The 20,124-nt window shown below is 43.5% G+C and carries 23 protein-coding genes; 15 read left to right on the top strand and 8 right to left on the bottom strand.

The features are described 5' to 3' along the window. Window positions 1-24 precede the first annotated feature (24 nt). From IEY34_RS07550 to IEY34_RS07525, 6 genes are all read left to right on the top strand, one after another. Window positions 25-957, top strand: coding sequence for a glucosamine inositolphosphorylceramide transferase family protein (locus IEY34_RS07550; RefSeq protein ID WP_189009886.1), 933 nt, complete (start codon window positions 25-27; stop codon window positions 955-957). A 21-nt stretch (window positions 958-978) separates the two neighbouring features. After that, a complete protein-coding gene (locus IEY34_RS07545; RefSeq protein WP_189009883.1) occupies window positions 979-1,575 on the top strand; it encodes a sugar transferase in 597 nt (198 codons plus the stop codon). 16 nt (window positions 1,576-1,591) lie between these two features. Next, the gene (locus IEY34_RS07540; RefSeq protein ID WP_189009881.1) at window positions 1,592-2,242 is read left to right on the top strand and encodes an acetyltransferase; all 651 of its coding nucleotides are present in this window, start codon (window positions 1,592-1,594) and stop codon (window positions 2,240-2,242) included. Then, window positions 2,242-3,408: a DegT/DnrJ/EryC1/StrS family aminotransferase gene (locus IEY34_RS07535; RefSeq protein WP_189009879.1), complete on the top strand. Its 1,167-nt coding sequence runs from the start codon at window positions 2,242-2,244 to the stop codon at window positions 3,406-3,408. Before IEY34_RS07540 ends, IEY34_RS07535 begins: the two co-directional genes overlap by 1 nt. Before the next feature lie 30 nt (window positions 3,409-3,438). Further along, a complete protein-coding gene (locus IEY34_RS07530) occupies window positions 3,439-3,789 on the top strand; it encodes a helix-turn-helix domain-containing protein (RefSeq protein WP_229757518.1) in 351 nt (116 codons plus the stop codon). A gap of 137 nt (window positions 3,790-3,926) precedes the next feature. Next, window positions 3,927-4,268, top strand: coding sequence for a helix-turn-helix domain-containing protein (locus tag IEY34_RS07525; RefSeq protein ID WP_189009877.1), 342 nt, complete (start codon window positions 3,927-3,929; stop codon window positions 4,266-4,268). Between the two features lie 21 nt (window positions 4,269-4,289). On the opposite strand, the gene IEY34_RS07520 is transcribed toward IEY34_RS07525, so the two are convergent. Next, window positions 4,290-4,469 carry an anti-repressor SinI family protein gene (locus IEY34_RS07520; protein WP_229757509.1) on the bottom strand — a complete coding sequence of 60 codons (180 nt, stop codon included), beginning with the start codon at window positions 4,467-4,469 and terminating at the stop codon, window positions 4,290-4,292. A gap of 199 nt (window positions 4,470-4,668) precedes the next feature. Here IEY34_RS07520 and IEY34_RS07515 point away from each other — a divergent pair, with 199 nt between their 5' ends. After that, window positions 4,669-5,535, top strand: coding sequence for a metallophosphoesterase (locus IEY34_RS07515; protein ID WP_189009875.1), 867 nt, complete (start codon window positions 4,669-4,671; stop codon window positions 5,533-5,535). A 45-nt stretch (window positions 5,536-5,580) separates the two neighbouring features. On the opposite strand, the gene IEY34_RS07510 is transcribed toward IEY34_RS07515, so the two are convergent. Next, window positions 5,581-5,865, bottom strand: coding sequence for a hypothetical protein (locus IEY34_RS07510; RefSeq protein ID WP_189009873.1), 285 nt, complete (start codon window positions 5,863-5,865; stop codon window positions 5,581-5,583). Window positions 5,866-6,111: 246 nt separating this feature from the next. Between IEY34_RS07510 and IEY34_RS07505 the strand changes: the two genes are divergently transcribed. Then, window positions 6,112-6,618: a tyrosine-type recombinase/integrase gene (locus IEY34_RS07505; protein WP_189009871.1), complete on the top strand. Its 507-nt coding sequence runs from the start codon at window positions 6,112-6,114 to the stop codon at window positions 6,616-6,618. Window positions 6,619-6,770: 152 nt separating this feature from the next. Here IEY34_RS07505 and IEY34_RS07500 read toward each other — a convergent pair whose 3' ends face one another. Further along, a complete protein-coding gene (locus IEY34_RS07500; protein ID WP_189009869.1) occupies window positions 6,771-7,139 on the bottom strand; it encodes a helix-turn-helix domain-containing protein in 369 nt (122 codons plus the stop codon). A 138-nt stretch (window positions 7,140-7,277) separates the two neighbouring features. On the opposite strand from IEY34_RS07500, the gene IEY34_RS07495 reads away from it, so the two are divergent. After that, window positions 7,278-7,706: a hypothetical protein gene (locus IEY34_RS07495; RefSeq protein WP_189009867.1), complete on the top strand. Its 429-nt coding sequence runs from the start codon at window positions 7,278-7,280 to the stop codon at window positions 7,704-7,706. Between the two features lie 454 nt (window positions 7,707-8,160). Here the strand turns inward: IEY34_RS07495 and IEY34_RS07485 are convergent, their stop codons facing one another. Beyond that, window positions 8,161-8,589, bottom strand: coding sequence for a DUF2621 domain-containing protein (locus tag IEY34_RS07485; RefSeq protein WP_189009863.1), 429 nt, complete (start codon window positions 8,587-8,589; stop codon window positions 8,161-8,163). A gap of 122 nt (window positions 8,590-8,711) precedes the next feature. Here IEY34_RS07485 and IEY34_RS07480 point away from each other — a divergent pair, with 122 nt between their 5' ends. The 6 genes from IEY34_RS07480 (at window position 8,712) to IEY34_RS07455 (ending at window position 16,239) form a co-directional block, all read left to right on the top strand. Next, entirely contained in the window at window positions 8,712-9,839 is a 1,128-nt protein-coding gene (locus tag IEY34_RS07480; RefSeq protein WP_189009861.1) for a deoxyribonuclease IV, read from the top strand. A gap of 65 nt (window positions 9,840-9,904) precedes the next feature. Further along, a complete protein-coding gene (gene purU, locus IEY34_RS07475; RefSeq protein WP_189009859.1) occupies window positions 9,905-10,771 on the top strand; it encodes a formyltetrahydrofolate deformylase in 867 nt (288 codons plus the stop codon). Between the two features lie 93 nt (window positions 10,772-10,864). Continuing rightward, the gene (tkt, locus tag IEY34_RS07470) at window positions 10,865-12,886 is read left to right on the top strand and encodes a transketolase (RefSeq protein ID WP_189009857.1); all 2,022 of its coding nucleotides are present in this window, start codon (window positions 10,865-10,867) and stop codon (window positions 12,884-12,886) included. 79 nt (window positions 12,887-12,965) lie between these two features. Continuing rightward, window positions 12,966-13,283, top strand: coding sequence for a pyrimidine/purine nucleoside phosphorylase (gene ppnP / locus IEY34_RS07465; RefSeq protein WP_189009855.1), 318 nt, complete (start codon window positions 12,966-12,968; stop codon window positions 13,281-13,283). A 344-nt stretch (window positions 13,284-13,627) separates the two neighbouring features. Continuing rightward, a complete protein-coding gene (locus IEY34_RS07460; protein ID WP_189009853.1) occupies window positions 13,628-13,927 on the top strand; it encodes a hypothetical protein in 300 nt (99 codons plus the stop codon). Then, window positions 13,924-16,239 (top strand): AraC family transcriptional regulator, encoded by a 2,316-nt coding sequence (locus tag IEY34_RS07455; protein ID WP_189009851.1) that lies wholly within the window; start codon window positions 13,924-13,926, stop codon window positions 16,237-16,239. Before IEY34_RS07460 ends, IEY34_RS07455 begins: the two co-directional genes overlap by 4 nt. Before the next feature lie 121 nt (window positions 16,240-16,360). Here the strand turns inward: IEY34_RS07455 and IEY34_RS07450 are convergent, their stop codons facing one another. The 4 genes from IEY34_RS07450 to IEY34_RS07435 all read right to left on the bottom strand — a co-directional run bounded on the left by IEY34_RS07450 (window position 16,361) and on the right by IEY34_RS07435 (window position 20,123). Beyond that, window positions 16,361-17,995 (bottom strand): carbohydrate-binding protein, encoded by a 1,635-nt coding sequence (locus IEY34_RS07450; RefSeq protein WP_189009848.1) that lies wholly within the window; start codon window positions 17,993-17,995, stop codon window positions 16,361-16,363. A gap of 639 nt (window positions 17,996-18,634) precedes the next feature. Beyond that, window positions 18,635-19,018, bottom strand: coding sequence for a hypothetical protein (locus tag IEY34_RS07445; RefSeq protein WP_189009846.1), 384 nt, complete (start codon window positions 19,016-19,018; stop codon window positions 18,635-18,637). After that, window positions 19,011-19,577, bottom strand: coding sequence for an ImmA/IrrE family metallo-endopeptidase (locus tag IEY34_RS07440; protein ID WP_189009844.1), 567 nt, complete (start codon window positions 19,575-19,577; stop codon window positions 19,011-19,013). The genes IEY34_RS07445 and IEY34_RS07440 overlap by 8 nt, the downstream gene beginning before the upstream one ends. A 138-nt stretch (window positions 19,578-19,715) precedes the next feature. Next, on the bottom strand, window positions 19,716-20,123 hold the full coding sequence (locus tag IEY34_RS07435; RefSeq protein WP_189009836.1) for a helix-turn-helix domain-containing protein: 408 nt from the start codon (window positions 20,121-20,123) through the stop codon (window positions 19,716-19,718). Between the last annotated feature and the right edge of the window lies 1 nt (window position 20,124).

Below are 20,124 nucleotides of genomic sequence, written 5' to 3'. Positions count from 1 at the left end.
TTAAACAGGAGATCTCTAAGCAAAATGTACAATCTGCTTTCTCTGATTCAGAAGGGAATGGAAGATCAGATTTGGTCCATCAAGGTGTTCCCGTCTGAAGACATGATTTCCCAGTGCAACATTAAAGCGAATATGGATAGACCCTCTTTGCAAGCTTCCGATGTTCGTGATGTGCAAGCTGAATTTGTCGCAGACCCTTTCATCATCCAGCATAATTTGAAGTACTATTTATTCTTTGAAGTATTTAATAAAGGGTCAGCACGGGGAGAAATCGGCGTAGCGATAAGCGAGGACGGAGATAAATGGGAGTACCAGCAGATCGTGCTGCGCGAGAAATATCATTTATCGTATCCGCAAGTATTTGTCATCGGAGAAGAGATCTATATGCTGCCGGAAACGACAGGGGCAGATCGTGTTTTATTGTACAAAGCTAAGAAATTTCCTACAGAATGGGAGATCGATTGCGAGCTATTCCCAGGCCGCTACTTGGACCCCTCAATCGTAAAATATGAGGAAAAATGGTGGATTTTCGCGGGTTCAGAAGGAGGCAATCTTCACTTATTTCATTCGGATCACTTGCAGGGGCCATGGATGCAGCACACTCAAAGCCCGATGATTACGAATGATAAACGAATTACAAGACCTGGGGGACGCCTTATCGCTTGTGGAAATCAGCTCTATCGTTATACACAAGACGGCTCCCAATATTATGGAAGTTCAGTGAGGCTGTTCAAAATAAATAAACTATCCGAATTTGAATATGACGATGAAGAAGTATCGCTCATCCTGCATGGCACGAATAAGGAGAGCGATTGGCGCAAAGATGGCATGCACCACATTGATCAGCTCATGATCAGCAATAACCGGTGGTTGGTTGCCGTGGACGGCCAGAAGACCCGGAAAAGGAATTATTTTGCCTGGAAGCTGGACCGCATTCGATCCAAAATATTTAGATGAGACCTTAGGAGTAGATAGCTGATGAAACGCTTATTCGATTTGTTGATTGCCGTTCCGCTCTTCATCCTATTTCTGCCGATTATCGGCATCGTCGCTGTTCTGGTGAGATATAAACTGGGTTCACCTGTCATCTTCAAACAGATGAGGCCAGGACTCCATGAGAAACCGATTAATCTCTATAAGTTTCGAACTATGACGGATGAAAGAGATAGTGAAGGCGTGTTATTGCCAGATTCGATACGTCTAACGCCCTTTGGTAAATTGTTGCGCAAGTATAGTTTAGATGAGTTATTGCAATTAGTTAATGTCATCCAAGGTGATTTGAGCCTGGTAGGACCAAGGCCATTGTTAATGGACTATCTACCGCTTTACACGGAGGAGCAGGCGAAACGTCATTTGGTTAGACCGGGGATCACGGGTTGGGCCCAGGTAAATGGCAGGAATCAGATTTCGTGGGAAGATAAATTTAAGCTGGACGTTTGGTATGTGGAGAAACAGAGCCTTCTGCTTGACTTGAAAATCCTTGCTTTAACCGTTATGAAAGTGCTTAGATCTGACGGTATTAGTCATGGCAATCATGTCACGATGGAGAAATTCTCCGGATCCAATCTTTCCTGATAAGAGGTGAGGCAGCATGGATATTGTTGTTATCGGTGAAGGCGGTCATGGCAAAGTGGTGAAGGAACTCATTCATTCCAGGGGTAAGGATAGGATCATTGGCTTATTGGATGATCGTTACAATCATTTACAACTAGTTGATGACGTCTACACAGGTCCAATTTCCTCTGCGCACTTTCTGATAGACCGAATGAAGGAATTAAAATTTGTTATTGCTATCGGGAATAATGCCATTCGCAAGTCGATCGTAAACAAGCTGGGCTTTCCACGAGAAAGCTACATATCACTAATCCATGAGACAGCCATTATTAGCAAAAGTGCAACGATTGGCCACGGCACGGTTGTTATGGCCCATACGATTATCAATGCGGATGCTGTCATTGGCGACCACGCCATTATTAATTCCGGTGCAATTATCGAGCACGATGCACGGATGGGAGACTATGTGCATGCCGCTCCGAAATCGCTGCTGACGGGGGCTGTCCGCGCTGAAGAAGGCGCCATGATAGGCGCAGGAGCAACCATCATCCCGGGAAAGAACATAGGCGATTGGGCGGTCATAGGAGCTGGTGCCACCGTGATTAGCGATATTCCCTCACATATGACGGCAGTTGGGACGCCGGCTAGATTATTAATGAAAATTCGGGAAGGCTGTGAGACAACGTAATGACTGGGCCTAACAAAAAGATCTATCTCTCTCCGCCACATATGAGTGGGAATGAGATGTCGTATATCCAGGACGCTTTTGATACAAATTGGATCGCTCCGTTGGGTCCGCACGTGGATGCTTTCGAGAAGGAGCTTGCTGCGCACGTAGGGGTGAAAGATGCCGCGGCTGTCAGCTCAGGAACGGCGGCCATTCATTTGGCGCTGCAGCTCATTGGAGTCAAAGAAGGGGACACGGTCTTCTGTTCCAGTCTTACTTTTGTAGCGAGTGCCAATCCTATCCTTTATTGCGGAGCCAGTCCGATTTTCATTGACTCAGAGCCAGAGACATGGAATATGTCTCCACAGGCTTTGGAATATGCGCTGCATGAAGCCGGTCGGGAGGGTCATTTGCCCAAAGCTGTCATTGTGGTCAATTTGTATGGGCAAAGTGCAAAAATGGATGACATTACTCAGTTATGTGATGCCTATGGAATCCCAGTAATTGAGGATGCTGCTGAATCGCTAGGTTCATCTTACAAAGGGAAAGCCAGCGGCTCTTTTGGCAAATACGGCGTATATTCCTTTAACGGAAATAAGATTATCTCGACCTCGGGCGGCGGGATGTTGATTTCCGATGATGTCGAGCAGCTGCAGCGGGCCCGATTTTTTGCAACGCAAGCCAGAGATCAAGCCGCTCATTATCAGCACAGCCAACTGGGATTTAATTATCGCATGAGTAATGTGCTGGCAGGCATTGGCAGAGCGCAGTTAGCCGTGCTGGAAGATCGTGTTAGTGCCAGAAGGCAGGTATTTGATCGCTACCAAGAGGCGCTAGCATATTTGCCAGGCGTCCGGCTGATGCCGGAATTAGCCGGTACACGCTCCAATCGCTGGCTTACGGTTCTGACGCTTGAAGAGCAGGAATCAGGCACGAGCGTTCGTGAAGTGCTTGCCGCATTGGGCGAACAGGATATTGAGGCTCGGCCGGTATGGAAGCCGCTGCATTTGCAGCCTATTTTCAAAGGAGCTTCATTCTACGCCCACAGGGATAGAGACAATGTATCAGAACGATTGTTCCACACAGGAATTTGTCTGCCTTCCGGTTCCCAAATGACAGAAGATGATCAGCACCGCGTTATCGCATGTATCCAAAAGACGATGAAACAGACCATTCACTCAAACTAAATAGGAAAAGGGAGGTTGTGTTGTGGCGTGATGGATGTCATGATCGGACAAAATATATCAAGTATTCGCAAACAACGGGGGTACACGCTGTCCGAGCTCTCCGAGCGGACCGGTATCTCCAAATCGTATTTAAGCAACATCGAGCGAAATTTAAAACAGAACCCTTCGATCCATGTGATGGAACGAATTGCCCTGGTGCTGAAAGTAGATTTGAAAACGCTATTAAAAATAGCCGTAGATGTTGAGACCAACCCTCATCTGGATCAAGAGTGGATTGATTTTGTTGCCTATCTGAAACAATCCGGAATTGAGAAGGAACGCATACATGAATTCAAAATGTTGATAGAGTTTATGAAATGGCAGGACGATCAGGTAAAATAGATGGGGGTTAACGGCCGTTGATTGCCCCTTTCTCCGTATGGTCGTTCTTAATAAGAAACAAAATTTGTTCGTTGTAAGAAATTCTGTTATACTAACAACATGAGCAATTATTACTTCACGAAGAGGGAAGAACCCAAATGATTGGAAAACGTGTACAACAATTGAGAAAAGAAAAAGGCTTGTCCCTAACGGAACTAGCGGAACGTGCGGGCGTTGCCAAATCCTATATCAGCAGCTTGGAGCGGGATATTCAGAAGAATCCGTCCATTCAGTTTCTTGAGAAAATTGCATCCGTCTTAAAAGTTCCTGTCGAAAGATTGATCGATGATCAAGAAGAAATGGCCCAGAATGATCAAGAGCTGGATCAGGAATGGTATGCGATCATTAAAGAAGCCATGTCTTCTGGTGTGGATAAGCAGCAATTCAGGGAGTTTTTGGACTTTAATAAATGGAGAATGAAACGCCCTAACGATGAATAGGCGATTCTTTATTATTGGATGTTATGAGGATGTGCAAGTATCGTTCACAAGGGAATGAAGTGGTTTTTTCGTGGGCTGATAAGGGCTTCTTAAGAATGCTCGGATATCCTCTAAGGAAAGACCCAATTTACGTGCACTCAGAATCAAATGAATCCATTCCGCGTCAAACTCTTCGGTTGTTGTCTGTTTTACCATGTTCATCAATAACCCCTCCATAGCAATCCGTTGTGATACGATTTGTATCTCATTGCTTATTATTGCATGTTTTTTCACTGAAATCAATCCTAATTATTTTAAAATTATACAAAGTGTATCGTGTTATTTGTCGATTTCTTTACAAATAAATGCCTGGTGCCGATATGCCGTCTTCATTCCTGGAGGATAGGAGGTAAATGATACGTTGAAAAGTAAAGGCCTAAGCCGCAGAGCGTTTCTCAAGCATAGCCTTTTTGCTGTGAAAGCTCTTGTTACATTAGCTGGAGCTACTGGGATATATGCGATATTCGGTGAACGATATTGGATTCAGAACAAGACGATTCGTCTATCTTTTACGCGGTACCCGGCTTCATTCCAGGGAGTGCGCATTGTTCAATTCAGTGATACGCACATTGGCAAATATTATAGTCTAGCGCGATTGCAAGAGATGGTTGAGCAGGTACAACGGCAGAAGCCTGATATCATCTGCTTTACAGGAGATTTATTTGATTCAACCTATGGTGAAATAAATCATGACGTCATTCCCATTCTGTCGCAGCTGCAAGCGCATATGGGGAAATTTGCTGTACTTGGCAATCATGATATGCGATTGGATGCCAAGGGCGTCGTCGACATCCTGGAGAAATCGGGATTCACGGTCCTTGTCAACGAGAATCGCTCCATCCTGCATGGCAATGAACGGATCCGCGTGGTCGGAATCGACGAAATGTTCCATGGTAAGCCTAATTTGCCTCTTGCCTTGCAAGGCGTAGCCAAGGACGATTTCGTGCTTTTGCTCGCTCATGAGCCTGATTTTGCAGATACCTCGATCAAATTTCCAATTGATCTGCAACTTTCGGGGCATAGTCACGGCGGCCAAATTCGAATCCCCTTTTACGGCAGTCTCTTTACACCAGACCTGGGACAAAAGTATTCTATTGGTTTGTATGCGTTTGCAGAAAGTGAGTTTCGCACCTACACGAACCGGGGGATTGGCACAACCTTATTTCCGATTCGGTTCAATTGTCGTCCTGAAATCACTAGTTTCATTCTGGAGACGAAGATGACATAATTCTTTAAAAGCTCCGCTGGTTGAAGCCAACAGAGCCTATGTACGTTAGTAGCAGAACCATTTTTTCCAAATGTCAAAAGAGTCTGGACAATCTTTATCATTCCACTTGATGTCATTGTAAAACTTGGGATTCTTTTTCAAGAAATCTTCTACATCTTTTTCAACTACTTTTTTGTTGGAGAAATAGGAAAACAATTGTTTAATCGTTTGTGCAGCGCTTTTCTTGTTGCTTAATGAGTGGTTAGAGCCTGTTGAAGCGGATGCATAGGCAGGAAACATAATGGCACTGAAAAGCAAGAAGATGAGAGTGAGTCTAACGAACTTTGACATCGCAGTTGACCTCCTTTCCGCATAAGTTATCATCTGGTATTGTTCGTTATTAAGAATTATACATGAAAAATTAGGATTTGAGAACTAGAAAAGGCATAGATCATTTTTAATATTTGTGATACAATACGTATCATATAATACAAAAAGAGAGGTGATAGGGAAATTTAGGGAAATGCTCACAGGTATCTAGATACAAATGGTATCGAAATTGGTGAAATTGATTAAAATTAATGTGAGGTGCAACTCATGCAAGTTGTTCAACCAATTAGAGAACAAGAGAAAATTGAAGAGTTACAAGCGGTATTGAAAGAACAGTCGATTCGAGACTGGCTGCTATTCACCATCGGTATTAATTCCGGACTTCATTTAAGTGATCTTCTTTCCTTGAAAGTAAAAGATGTGAGGGATCGAACGACTGTAAGTGTTCGTGAGGAAAAGACGGGTAAATTAAAGACATTCCAACTCTCAGCGCAACTCAAAGATTTTATTGAGGATTATATCAAATATATGGACGAAGGCAACTATTTGTTTCCATCTCAACGCACTGGCAACCCTATCAAACGTATTCGGGTTTATCGGATTTTGAGTGAAGCTGCCAAGCAGGTGGGGCTATCTGATATTGGCACACATACGCTCCGCAAAACGTATGGCTATCACTATTACCTAAAAACGAAAAATGTTTCTGTTCTTAGAGATTTATTTAATCAGTCGGCCCCATCTGTTACTTTAAGATATATTGGCGTGACTTTATAGTTAACCCTGTAGGATTATATCTGAACGCTGGGAGTGTTATTTCTTTATGAAAAATGAAGAAAAAATATTAGTGAACATTCATCAAGTTCTTGAACAGCTAGGGATCGATCCACAGAAATTTCAAGCTTCCGTAAGCATACAATCCTTGCAAACTACTCCAAAGAACGTTCAGCTCTCACGAAAGCTATGAATCTTTTGGCTTCCGCTGGCGTCAGTCTTCTGCCATCAACGGTGAGTGAGAACTTTTTCAAGATGCTCTCATCAGTTAGATCCAGGTGTTCAACGAATTCCCTTACATCACGGTCAAGAACCATCTCTGGCTGGTCTGTTCGTCCAAGCAAATAATCAACCGTAACATTAAAAAAATTGGCAAATTTATTAATCGTTTCATAGTCAGGCTCTCGGCGACTTGTTTCATAGTGGGAAAGGGCTGCTCTGGAAATACCAATTTTATTGGATAACTCTTCTTGTGTTAACCCTCTTTTTTCACGTAGTTGCGCAATTCGATCTCCATACTTCAAGTAGGTATCATCCCTCACAATTTATTTTTTCCTTAACATTATATCCACTGCTTATAGGCTGTATCAGGAAATTATTATAGCAAAGCGGAGATTCATTTGACTAGATAAAAGATGAAATCATAAAGGAGAGTTCAATAAATGGCTGTTGAGAGTAGGGAAACATTATCACTGATCGAACCATTTAAAGGGAAATTGAACATTATTCGAATTCGAAATCAACTCATCAATAGCAAATTTACGATCATTGATATTTTCGAACTTGAGAAATATCATTTTATCTTTACTAGCTCTCTATGCTTGCCGACAAACCATGAAGTCACCTACGGCTTCGAATTTGCCCTGTTTAATCAGACCATTCAAGTTGTGGGTGAAATTAAGCTAGTCAGCAATAATGACAACGAATACGTGTATAAGGCGATTATTAAAACGGATGAAGAAACGAATACGGAAGCATCTTCTTTCATTAATCATCTGGCCGTTACTCAAAATAAAAAGTACGAAAAGCTTATAAAAAGCTACACACAGGACAATTATTTAAGCGAGAATACGTTGGATCTGATCTGCTAAATGTTGATATTTCATAAAAAATGGCTTTCCCCACTTGTAATGTTACATATCGTATCTTATAATCAATTCATATACATATTGTAACAATTGCTGTTTTTTGAGCACTCAAGGGGGAATATCATATTATGAATTCAGATAATGTTTATTGTATTCAATGCAATTCGATTATGGTAAAAGCGAGTGCAGAGAAGATTTTTAAGACTGGCTTTTATCATACAACGATACCGCTTTGTCTCTGTAAATCTTGTGCCTTCGTGCAAGAAAATACGCTGAGCATAGAAATTATAAGCAATTCACATAAATGTTATGCGGATTTTCATTTGCCTCAATCTTATCTAGTTGACGGGGTAACTGCTTGATCAGTCCTCCTATCCACTAGATAAGATTGAATTCGTCATGCCAAAGTACCGAGGAGCCATTCCTACAGTTATGTAGAGATGGCTTTTTATTTATTTTACTGAAGCAAATGCTTATAAGCGCTGAAATCAATCTCCTGCTTCTCCAAAAAGGTAGTTAAGCTCTTGTAATCACGTTTGGGAGTAGCGAGGATGTAACCTTCAATGCAGTGATTACGAGTCACTTGCTCGGCTTGCGCCTCCAAAGCCACCTGTCCGATGCGCGCGGCGATCGAGTGTTTGGCAATATCTCGAAAGGCTGTCGGCACTGGCGACACCAATTGATCGAGAAATACTTTGGAATCTTCTGTCCATAGATGACGAGAGCTGTCTACATAATGATTCTGCCAGTCCAGCTTGGATTTGCCGTCTTCCTTGGGCAGAACCTTGAGAAATTTGCGAAACATGAAATATCCGCCCACCGACATGAAAAAAAGCAGAACACATACCCAAAAAATAATGAACCACATGAAAAAATCATTCGCCATATATTTGTCACCTCACCAGTTTACGTCATTATCTGATAAGAATTATACCTTATTTCTAGATTTCTTGCGACAATCCTAGTAAAATAGGAGGGTAGAAGACACATACAAAGGAGTTATGGATCATGCCCAATATTGGCTCACACGTTTCATTCTCAGATAAAGGCTTGTTAAATGCAGCTGAAGAAGCAGTTTCATACGGTTCTTCCACATTTATGATATACACAGGTGCCCCGCAAAATACGCGCCGTAAACCGATCGAAGATCAATACATTGAAGAAGGCAAGGCGCTAATGGACAAGCATGCGATCGGCGAAATTGTCGTACATGCCCCTTACATCATTAACTTGGGTTCCTACAAAGAGGACACATTCGAGTTAGCTGTGCGTTTTCTGCAAGAGGAAATTCGCCGGACCGACTACATCGGTGTTAAGAATATCGTCCTTCATCCAGGCGCATATACGGACAAAGATGCCGATTATGGCATTGCCCGAATTGCTGATGGTTTGAATGAAGTATTAGCTGGCGTTAAGGATACGAATGTCAAAATCGCGCTGGAAACGATGGCTGGCAAAGGGACCGAAATCGGCCGCAGCTTCGAGGAAATCGCAGAAATTATCGAACGTGTCGAAGAGAATGGTAAAATCTCGGTTTGCCTCGATACGTGTCACATTCATGACGCTGGTTATGATATCGTGAACGATCTGGATGGCGTGCTGCACCACTTTGACAAAGTCGTCGGGTTGGAAAGACTCGGCGTTATCCACTTGAATGACAGTAAAAATCCGCGCGGAGCCAGCAAAGACCGCCATTCGCCGCTAGGCTCAGGCTGGATTGGCTTTGAAGCGATGAATAATGTGGCGAACCATCCGAAGCTGCAGCATTTGCCGATGATTCTGGAGACGCCTTGGATTGGCAAAGAAGACAAAACACAGCGTCCGATGTATGAAGTTGAGATTGCCTTGTTGTCCGGCAAATTGAGTGGACGTTTTGGCGGCGAATTCTTGGATCAAGTTGAGCGTATTGACCATGCTCTCAGCCAAAAGGACATTCATCACCGTGATTATGTGCTTGGCATCTGGGACGTTCTGAAGAATGACGCCAAAGCGAAAAAAGCGGACGGACGCGAGCCGTTGGAACGATTGTATGATATTCTGTTCGAAGAACGCGTCTTGGCGGATTTAACGGAAGAGCAGATCAACCAACGGTTGATCGTATGGCTGGCCGGCAAAGATGTGCTCAAGAAAGCGTAATAAACATTGAGATTTACAGCTCCCTTAACAGGGAGCTTTAGTTTAGGCATATTAGGGGGAGAAACATGGCACAGGAGATTAAAAATAGAGCAAGAATGTTGATTTCATGTCCCGATCAGCCGGGAATCGTCGCCGCCGTTTCACAGTTTTTGTTTGAATATGGCGCGAATATTGTGCAATCGGACCAATATACGATGGACCCGGAAGGCGGGATGTTCTTCATCCGGATCGAATTTGATCTTGAAGACCTGGCGAATCGTGTCGAACAACTAAGAGCGGATTTCTCCGTTATTGCGGGCAAGCTATCGATGGAGTGGAGCTTGTCCTTGGCGAGCCAGAAGAAGCGGATTGCGATCTTCGTATCGAAGGAAGACCACGCTTTGCTTGAGCTGCTGTGGCATTGGCGTGCCGGCGATCTGAACGCGGATATTGCGATGGTTATCAGCAATCATCCGGATATGCAGTCATTGGTAGAGCCATTCGGCATCCCGTATCATCACATTCCGGTAACAGCGGACACGAAGGCTGAAGCAGAGCGCCGTCAGCTTGAAGTGGTCGGCGACAACGTGGACGCGATTGTCCTTGCGCGCTATATGCAGATCGTATCGCCGTCTTTCATTAAGCATTACGCGAATCGAATTATTAACATTCACCACTCGTTCTTGCCTGCGTTTATCGGCGGCAAGCCTTATGCGCAAGCGCATAACCGCGGCGTCAAAATCATTGGAGCCACGGCACATTATGTGACGGAGGAACTGGATGGCGGACCGATTATAGAGCAGGACGTACAGCGGGTAAGCCACCGCGACAACGTTGATGATTTGAAAAGAATCGGTCGCCATATTGAACGTATTGTTCTGGCCAGAGCGGTGGCTTGGCATGTGGAAGACCGCATTATTGTGCACAATAATAAGACGGTAGTTTTTAATTAATGGGAATGGTACAATAATGCAAGCGAGAAATTTGACTTGTATGTACAAGTTGCAAAGTATGTTAATACAGATAAAATAGGAGGGAATTCTCGAATGACAGTTACAAATAAAACGATTGAACAATTAGCCGTAGATACGATCCGTACGCTCGGTATCGACGCCGTTGAGAAAGCCAAATCAGGTCACCCTGGTATGGTCATGGGGGCAGCCCCAATGGCTTACGTACTTTGGAAACAACATATGAAACACAATCCAGCTAATCCTAAATGGGTCAACCGTGACCGTTTCGTACTTTCTGCTGGACATGGCTCCATGCTGTTATACAGCCTTCTTCACTTGTGCGGCTATGATTTGCCAATTGAAGAGATCAAGAACTTCCGCCAATGGGGCAGCAAAACGCCTGGGCATCCAGAATACGGCCACACAGCTGGTGTTGACGCAACAACAGGTCCTCTTGGACAAGGTATTGGTATGGCTGTTGGTATGGCGATGGCCGAAGCTCACTTGAGAGAGACCTATAACAAAGAAAACTTCCCGGTAATCGACCACTATACATATGCAATCTGTGGTGATGGGGACATGATGGAAGGCGTTTCCTCCGAAGCGGTTTCCTTGGCAGCTCACTTGAAACTGGGCAAATTGATCATGATGTACGATTCCAACGATATCTCGCTGGATGGCGAGCTTAATATGGCATTCTCCGAGAATGTGCAAGGACGTTTCGAAGCTTATGGCTGGCAAGTTCTGCGTGTCGAAGAGCAGAATGATCTTGCTGCTATTTCCCAAGCGATTGCTGAAGCGAAAGCTGATACAACGCGTCCTACCTTGATTGAAGTGAAAACGACAATTGGTTTCGGCAGCCCGAACAAAGGCGGCAAGGGCGGTCACGTTGGTCCTCACGGATCCCCGCTTGGCGGCGATGAAGCCAAATTGACGAAGCAAGCGTACGGTTGGCCGGAAGAGCCGGATTTCTTAGTTCCGGACGAAGTAAGAGCACACTACGCTGAGATTTCCAAGGAAGGCGCTGCGGCTGAACAAGCATGGAGCACTTTGCTGAATGACTACATCAAAGCTTTCCCTGAACTTGGCAACCAGTTCAGCGCGGCTGTGAACGGTGAATTGCCAGCAGGCTGGGACGCAGACCTTCCGGTTTACAGCACATCGGACAAGCCTATGGCGACTCGTGTTGCTTCCGGTAATGCGATCAATGCCATTGCAGGCAAGCTGCCGCAATTGATTGGTGGATCTGCGGATTTGGCTAGCTCCAACAACACGATGATCAAAGGTGAAGGGAACTTCACAGCTAGCAACTATGCTGGCCGCAACGTGTGGTTCGGTGTTCGTGAGTTCGGTATGGGTACTGCGCTGAACGGTATGGCTCTGCATAGCGGAGTAAAAGTATACGGAGCAACCTTCTTCGTATTCTCCGATTACTTGCGTGCATCCATCCGCTTGGCTGCTCTTATGCAGCTTCCGGTTATCTATGTGCTGACACATGACAGTATCGCTGTTGGCGAAGACGGACCGACGCATGAGCCGATCGAACAATTGCCAGCGCTTCGCGTCATTCCGGGCATTACGGTAATTCGTCCTGCGGACGGCAACGAAACTTCCGAAGCATGGCGCTATGCGATTGCTGAAGCCAAAGGGCCGGTTGCGCTTGTGTTGACTCGTCAAAACTTGCCGATTCTTGAAGGCGCAGTTGAGGGCGCGAAAGCGAACCTGAGCAAAGGCGGATACGTCGTATCCGAAGCAGCGAACGGTAAGCCGGATGCGCAAATCCTGGCAACAGGTTCAGAAGTGCAGCTCGCTGTCGCGGCGCAACAATTGCTGCAAGCTGAAGGCATCCACGTTCGCGTAGTCAGCTTGCCGAGCTTGGAACTGTTCGAGAAACAGTCCAAAGAGTACAAAGATTCCGTTATTCTGCCAGAAGTTAAGAAGCGTCTTGCCGTTGAAATGGCGTACCCGCTTGGTTGGGAGCGTTATGTAGGCGACGAGGGCTCCATTCTGGGCATCTCCACATTCGGAGCGTCCGCACCTGGCGACTTGGTTCTTAAAGAGTACGGCTTCTCCCCAGAAAATGTAGTAGCCAGAGTGAAAGCTCTGTTGTCTTAATTTCATTCAATATTGGTCCAAGCCCACCCTAGGTGGGCTGGCCGTTATTCATAGCCATTTTGAGGGGGAACTATTGATCATGTCCAGCTTTGAAAATGTAACCGTGTTAACGAAAGCCAACGTCTATTTTGACGGTAAAGTAACCAGCCGTACGGTGGTATTCGCAGATGGCACCAAGAAAACACTAGGTATCCTGCTTCCAGGTGAATATGAATTCGGAACAGACACCAAAGAAATTATGGAAATTCAAGCTGGTGAGCTAAACGTATTGCTTCCAGGCAGCAGCGAATGGATCACGATTAGCGGTCAAGGCGAATTCACCGTGCCGGCTAACGCGAAATTCAAGCTTGAAGTGAAAACCGTAAGCGACTATATTTGTTCCTATATTAGTGAGTAGAAGAAATGAAGAATCCCATATATCTTGTGAATATTGCTCACAAGATATATGGGATTTTTTTGCAACCGCAGGGGTTCAAGTTCTTCTACTCGCACCAACTACAAAAATGAACTCTCTAAAATGTCATGGATTGATTTAATAAGTTGGAAATGATATAATAATTTTCATATAAATGCACGAATATATAAAAAATGTAAAATTTGAGTCAGAGACACAAAATAACGGAGATAAAGCTTCACAAGCATGCTATGAACTCCGGATTACCCTAAAGTTTACGCAACCAGACACTACCTCTTGGGTAAGTGTTTTTTTGTTACCTGAATTTAACGGACAGGGGGGCAGACTTGAATTCAACGATTGGTCGGAGGGTGGAGAAAATGGGAACGTACATTCTTTTTATTTTTGGCGTAACAATGGCTATCGAACTTAATAACGGTTTGACAGATACAGATGGCTATAAAAAAAACAAGAAGCACACCATAGAGTATCTGAATAAAATATCGAAGCAGCAAGAAGCGGTGTATATTGGAGATGAATGGCGTGACATCATCGCATATGAACGATCTGGGATTCATGCTTTGAGTTATGGTTCACCCGAATTGTTGTCAGAAGGCCCCAGGCTGTCGCGGGGGGATGCAGAGTGAATATAGCAAAGAAGTTTCAATCCAAAAATGTTGCCCGGGTCTGCTTATGGTTCGTCTCGGCAATCTTGCTGGTGATTTCTATCCTATCGTATGTCGTTTATTTTTATGTACAGGAAGAAGTTGTTGAACGCGAGTATAATAATAGCAGGGTGCTCCTTGCCCAGAGCAAAAAAAATATTGAATATGCAGACAACATGGTTCGTCAGTTACTGTTGTCGATTTATAACAAAAATGATGTACGCTCATTAATGGACATGAACAACGAATCGGCTTTCGATCCCAAGAATGTTATCGACAAGCTGAGAAATTCGGTTGTTTGGAACCGCTCCTTCGTCCAATCAGTGTACATCTATAACAACAACAAGAAGATCTATTTCTCCACCTATGGGGAAATCCTATACAAGGATACGGAGCTTGAGAAGCTGCTACAGGAGCATGGGGGGGCTATTACGCCGCTCAAGCCGGTTATCCGTGATATAGACGTCAGTCTTGACTCGCGGTATATACAAATGGAAAAAGTTCTTACCTATGTCATGTATGAACAGACGGATGAGATGGGCCGGATGGATGGCGCCGTCATCATCAATATCAAATTGGAATGGTTACATAATAATATCCACGCATTTAACAATGGGGAAACCGAGCAGTTAAATGAAATGTTTATCCTTAGCGACAATCGGCATCTCATTAATGTGTGCAAGGAATTGTCCGAGAGAGGAACGAAGCTGGAAGCTTTATTCATAGACAAATATCAATCTGTGGGAGAGTCCGGGAACTTTTTCAGCATCCGACTGGACGGCACCAAATATTTGACGGCGTACATTCCTATAGACAATACCGGATGGGTTCTGTTTAAAACGGTGCCCTACGATGAAGCATACGGTTTGTTGATTAGACTCCGAACATATATCGTTGTCATTGTTCTGCTGGTTACGCTGCTTATTCTTTTTCAATTATCAAGAGGCATCCGTAAGCCTGTTGACAAATTGGTTCCGAAGCTTCGTTCAAGCCATGTATTCGGCGAAGCAAGCGAATCTCTGGCAGATGACTTGATTTATTTGCAGGACGTTTACAGATCACATCCAGGGATTTTCAACTACCAGTGTATGAAGAAACGTTTTTTAAGGAAGTGGGTATTAAACAGCTTATCGGTTTCCTGCGACGAGTTAGCATTGTTTTGCCAAGAGTACAAGCTGTCTTTCCGGCAGGATGGCCAATTTAAGGTCTGTATCTTGAAATTCGATAATTACAAACTGCTGGCTGAAAAAAAGATAGAGGAGAAAGAACTTCTCACATTTGCGGTCATGAACATCGCTTCGGAATTTGTAAGCAAAGTGTGCCATACCGGAGCAGTTGACTTGCAACATGATCACGTCGCCATGATTCTTCAGGCGGATATGCCGTCAGACATGCTGGAAGAAACGGTTTTGCTCCTGCTGAAGGAGTGTCAAACCTATTTGTTTCAATACTATAGGTTGTCGATTACGGCCGTTTTAAGTGTTAGCGTCACAGATTACACCCATGTAACAACAGCATACCAGCAGGCTCTTAATGTCTCCATGTATCGGTTTCTTGCCGGAAAAATGTCGGTGTTGACACAAGACAACATCGCGAAGCTGGGCCGGAATTCTTCCATAGAGCGGCTGCCGGAGCTTGAGAAACAATTGCTTGAACAGGTGAGGAATGGAAACCACCAGGAATCTGCCGATAAGCTCGCCGTTCTGCTAGAGGAAGTAAGGCAGCTGGATTACTGCGACATGATGCTGACTTTGCGTCATACTGTGAATCAGTTCAAGTATCTCGTTTCTGATCTTAACCAGCTGCGCCAAGAGCCAGTTAAAGTAAATACGATTCTCATGCGCAAAGAACTGTTGGAGTCGGAGACGATTTCGGAGTTTCAAACCAAATTGATGGATGTCATTTATGAAGTGACGAGCAGTTATGAGGCTGAGGACAATCAAGTTGCCGAAGTTGCAGACATAGCGCTCCCGCTCCAAATCGAGCAAATCATCGCTGAGCGGTATGCGGATATGAATCTGGGGGCTGCAGAAATTGCGCTGATCGTAGGCGCACCAGCCGTCAAGGTAGGAAAGATTTTTAGAATATACAAAAAGATGTCTATTACCGATTACATCAATCGAGTGCGGCTGGATAAAGCGGTGGAGTGGATGGAGAACTCTGAGTTGCCCATTCAAGATATCATCCACAGAGTCGGAATTGAAAGCGAGAGCTATTTTTATAAAACTTTTAAAGCCAAATTGGGGGCAACCCCCCGTGAATTTATGGCCAAACGGGCAAAGGAGCGCATATGAGAAAGCAAGACTGCTGCGATCCCTCGTTGCAGCCTTGCATTTTCTATTAAATTTTAAAAAAGGTAGCCAGTAATTTGGCTACCTTTAAGATTGTGAAAATTTCTTGATATAGTTTGTTTTACTAACTTATCTTTAATAATCTAATGGATTTTACATTTACAATGCCAATTATATTTTTAAAAGAAATTGTATTATTGCCTTGTTCAAGATCTATAGTCTTAGTACCTACTGTTACAGGAGAATAAGAACCCCCGCCAAACAAATCTGGAGTAGCATCCGCTATTAGATATATATTTTCAGTTGTAGAAGTATTGTTTGTTAAATTACTTAAACTCATTTCATATGTTTCACCCCAATTTTCTATGGATGCTTCTATCGTAATTAAATATTTGCCTTTTGATGGAGCGTTAATGTTAAACTGAGCGTTTGAACCTCTATAAAACAATAAATAATTATTTTTGAATACAGGTGGGTAAGTGCCAGAACCTTTAAAGTTTGATAAATCTGTTATGTTAACAGAATTGTTTGCACTTGTAATATAGTCTTTACGACCAGACAAGTAATCTACCGTTATATTCTTAAATTTAATATCGGATTCCTTATTATTAATCAGTTTTAATTCATTTACTCCAGCTTTTAACCATACATAAATATCTGAACCTTTGGTAAATGATTCGGTAATATTCAGTTCATGAAAGTGTCCCGTAGCCCTATCTTTGTATCCATAAATAAGCTTACCAACGCCTTCTATATCACCATTGATTTTATAAAGTCCTTCCTTTAATACAGGAAGTCTATATTTCAAATATCCATTAGGTTTAACTCCTATTGCAGAAGTATCTACATAATAGGCATCAGTTTTTCCAATCGTAACATCCGCATTAGCATATATAATCCTGGTCGGTATATTCGATTCGTTATATGCAGAATTTTCTTCAGTTATTCTTATAGCTTCTATATTTTTTAAGTAACCATCTAAAGATTCATTATCTTGCCAATTTTTCAGAAGATTTGATACATCTAAATTTTGAGTAAATTGTGGCAAGCTCATATTTCCTTTAGAAATGCTTTTGCTTTGTCTATATAATTGATTTCTTACGTCAGGATATAATCTTAATATGTTATCTATGAATTCACCTCTTTTAGATACTAGGTAAGGCTTGTATTGATCATATTTACCACCTGAGTAAAATTCAATCAAATCGTCATTATATACTGTGCCTGTTTCTTTTTGAAGATAATATATATTGTTATTTTGTGCTAAAGCTATACCATAATTTTTGTTTTTAAACTCTTTTGATAAATAGTAATTTCCGAAAGGCGTAGTTTCCCCTGCTTTATAAAATTCCAATATATATTCTGAAGTATCAAATCCAGTATTTAATTCAAGCTCATCACCTGACTTTAAATTGTAAACGGAAGGATTTTTAGGATCATTCTTTGGATATGCTTTAACCGTATATATGGTGTCAGTACCCTTGGGGTTAAAATAATTGAATGCGCTTATGCTGAATTTCCCTTCTTTGAATTCAGCAGGAAGAAAATATTTGAATTCAACGTCAGATCCACCATTTGCCTGATCTCTATTAGCTAGCTGATGTAAGAGTGGAATAATGAATTTTTGCCCAACATCAACAACAATTCCTGCAAAATCATCAGGACCTACTGCAGATACTCTTGTAGTACTAAAAGATGCAACTGAACTAACAGAAATAATAGTAGCTAGGGAAAAGGTTAATATTTTTTTCTTTAACATTAAAATTCCTCCTCAAATTATTACAACTTCGAAACAATCAAGAACTGCGCCATAAGAAATTCCACATCTCAGCAAGCTTCAAAACTTGAACAAGCTGTTCACGAAAGATACCTTCAAATCACTTCAAGCTACGTTAAACATAGGCATCACCCTCCTTAGTATTAAAAACTTCATAACCATCCCGCCATAAGTTGAATATTCTTACTTCGAGTAGTAGGTATGGAATATTAAACCAAATATATAAAAGAACGAATCAAACGTATACTGCTCATTTTTCAGTACTATCTTTTCGCACTATTCTTTTTTACAAGCGGACTATACATATCTGCAATAACATCTCCTTCTCCAGGAGATTCAGGCAAGCTGTGCTCCCTTTGATCTTACCCCCCATCGGAAGTAGTCGTTGAACCATTTTGCCATAATTGAATATTTTTCTTCAAATGGTTTTTATTGGTATTAAAATAAGTCTGATTCATAGAGATATGCGGCAGTGCTGCATGAGCGAGAACTGCCTGGACGTGCACGGGAAGAGATGAATGCAAGGGCCGAATTTTCTCCGTTTGGGCTGACGTACTGCGGAAAGCCTTTCCTCGGATAAAAAATACACCGTCTCTTCCCCAAAGGGAAAAACGGTGTTCTTCACTCGTCAACTTTGGGTGACCACGCATAGTAGGAACGGCTGTCCAACTGCAGCACCTCTTCGATGTCGCTCATGCGAAGCCAGAGATGAACGATCGTTGGCAGGGTATCCGTATGCGCCGCGTGTCTTTGTTGGATGGAGGAGAGGCTGATGCCAATGGAGTGAGGGCGCTCGGGATGGATGATGAGATCATCCAGGAGGACCGTTATGCCGGCTTCGAGCTCCGGGATCTCTTCTAGCATCAGCGGCTGAAAAGGGCCGTCTAGAGGGATATATAGAGATGATTTGGTCCAATCCAGCTCATGAGGTTGAAAGCGCAGCGCCATGATAAACGGCCGGATATGATCCTCATGAAAATCATAGAAAACCGTGCGCTTAGCCATCGACAGATGCTCCTTTCTGTTTCAATTGCTCCAGCTTGTTCATAATGGCACGAGTGGAATCGGACCAGTTGGCGGGGCTGTATCTCGTGAATTGGCTTTCCGTAAGCCGCTGATATTCTTGGTCCATAATTCCTTGGAGGACGCGGCGCTGAATTTGGACAATGCGTGCTTCCGCAAGCCGATACGTGACTTGGAATTCCTCGGATAATAGAGCAATCATTTCATTCTTCTGCTCAGGCAGCGCAAGCTTCTTCAGCATCGCAAGCGGCATCGCTGCGTAGAGCTGGAAGTTCGTGGCATCCTGCTCCTGCCAATCGACGTAGCGATCAGGCATGACCATTTGGTTGCCGGAATGACGCAGCACATGGCAGAGTTCGTGCAGGAAGTCTTCCCACTGCTCTTTGGCCGATAGTCTGCGGTCGACATTGATGCTGAACAGTCCGTTCTTCTCGACAGCCATACTGCTCATATCCATCGTATATACCCAGATGTTAAGCTTTGCTGCCAAATGAGCCATGGTCAGATGTCCAGGTGCTGTGATCCCGTGCTGGATAAACAAAGCTTCGACCCACTGCTCCAGCGGGGTAGTTTGATAATGTGTAAACAGGACAAACACCTCGTTATAGGAATGTATGTTCGTTTAAATAGCCAAAAGAAAAGCCCGTACGGGCTAGGTAGATTCGTTAAGAAGTTCGGACTATTGCTCGCTGTCCGGTTTACGGGATTGCTGCTGCTCCTGAATAAAATGCCAGAAACGGAGCATCTCATCGCGGCGTTCTTTGGGCGCATTCTTAAAATCTTTAAAAAATAAACTGACCTCAGGGTCATCGACATCAACAAAATTACCGCCTGAATGGGGTCCTTCAAGTGCTTCTTCTTCCGTCGGAGCAAATCCGGCAAGCAGCAGAAGCTCGTCCTTTTCTGCGCTGTTAAGCGCATCGGCTAGGGCGATAACCGTTTCTCTGGATGGGCTGAAGCGGTTATTTTCTATGGAGTTAATAAATGAATAACTGACACCGGATCGTTCGCCAAGTTCTCTGAGAGAGAATTGGTTCATCTTTCGCAGATGCCGGATTCGTATGCCGAATTGCACCATATCTTTCATC

Source organism: Paenibacillus marchantiophytorum (assembly GCF_014640555.1).
Lineage (GTDB): Bacteria > Bacillota > Bacilli > Paenibacillales > NBRC-103111 > Paenibacillus_E > Paenibacillus_E marchantiophytorum.
Note: the sequence above shows the minus strand (reverse complement) of the source record. Positions and strands in the feature narration are given on the sequence as shown.

Excerpts from the sequence above, each read along its gene's own strand:
- IEY34_RS07435 (WP_189009836.1), bottom strand. The coding sequence starts at position 20,123 with ATGAAAGATATGGTGCAATTCGGCATACGAATCCGGCATCTGCGAAAG.
- ppnP (WP_189009855.1), top strand. The coding sequence starts at position 12,966 with ATGTCCAGCTTTGAAAATGTAACCGTGTTAACGAAAGCCAACGTCTAT.
- IEY34_RS07510 (WP_189009873.1), bottom strand. The coding sequence starts at position 5,865 with ATGTCAAAGTTCGTTAGACTCACTCTCATCTTCTTGCTTTTCAGTGCC.
- IEY34_RS07550 (WP_189009886.1), top strand. The coding sequence starts at position 25 with ATGTACAATCTGCTTTCTCTGATTCAGAAGGGAATGGAAGATCAGATT.
- IEY34_RS07535 (WP_189009879.1), top strand. The coding sequence starts at position 2,242 with ATGACTGGGCCTAACAAAAAGATCTATCTCTCTCCGCCACATATGAGT.
- IEY34_RS07520 (WP_229757509.1), bottom strand. The coding sequence starts at position 4,469 with ATGAACATGGTAAAACAGACAACAACCGAAGAGTTTGACGCGGAATGG.
- IEY34_RS07540 (WP_189009881.1), top strand. The coding sequence starts at position 1,592 with ATGGATATTGTTGTTATCGGTGAAGGCGGTCATGGCAAAGTGGTGAAG.
- IEY34_RS07445 (WP_189009846.1), bottom strand. The coding sequence starts at position 19,018 with ATGGCTAAGCGCACGGTTTTCTATGATTTTCATGAGGATCATATCCGG.
- purU (WP_189009859.1), top strand. The coding sequence starts at position 9,905 with ATGGCACAGGAGATTAAAAATAGAGCAAGAATGTTGATTTCATGTCCC.
- tkt (WP_189009857.1), top strand. The coding sequence starts at position 10,865 with ATGACAGTTACAAATAAAACGATTGAACAATTAGCCGTAGATACGATC.
- IEY34_RS07505 (WP_189009871.1), top strand. The coding sequence starts at position 6,112 with ATGCAAGTTGTTCAACCAATTAGAGAACAAGAGAAAATTGAAGAGTTA.
- IEY34_RS07495 (WP_189009867.1), top strand. The coding sequence starts at position 7,278 with ATGGCTGTTGAGAGTAGGGAAACATTATCACTGATCGAACCATTTAAA.
- IEY34_RS07545 (WP_189009883.1), top strand. The coding sequence starts at position 979 with ATGAAACGCTTATTCGATTTGTTGATTGCCGTTCCGCTCTTCATCCTA.
- IEY34_RS07480 (WP_189009861.1), top strand. The coding sequence starts at position 8,712 with ATGCCCAATATTGGCTCACACGTTTCATTCTCAGATAAAGGCTTGTTA.
- IEY34_RS07450 (WP_189009848.1), bottom strand. The coding sequence starts at position 17,995 with ATGTTAAAGAAAAAAATATTAACCTTTTCCCTAGCTACTATTATTTCT.
- IEY34_RS07530 (WP_229757518.1), top strand. The coding sequence starts at position 3,439 with ATGGATGTCATGATCGGACAAAATATATCAAGTATTCGCAAACAACGG.
- IEY34_RS07485 (WP_189009863.1), bottom strand. The coding sequence starts at position 8,589 with ATGGCGAATGATTTTTTCATGTGGTTCATTATTTTTTGGGTATGTGTT.
- IEY34_RS07525 (WP_189009877.1), top strand. The coding sequence starts at position 3,927 with ATGATTGGAAAACGTGTACAACAATTGAGAAAAGAAAAAGGCTTGTCC.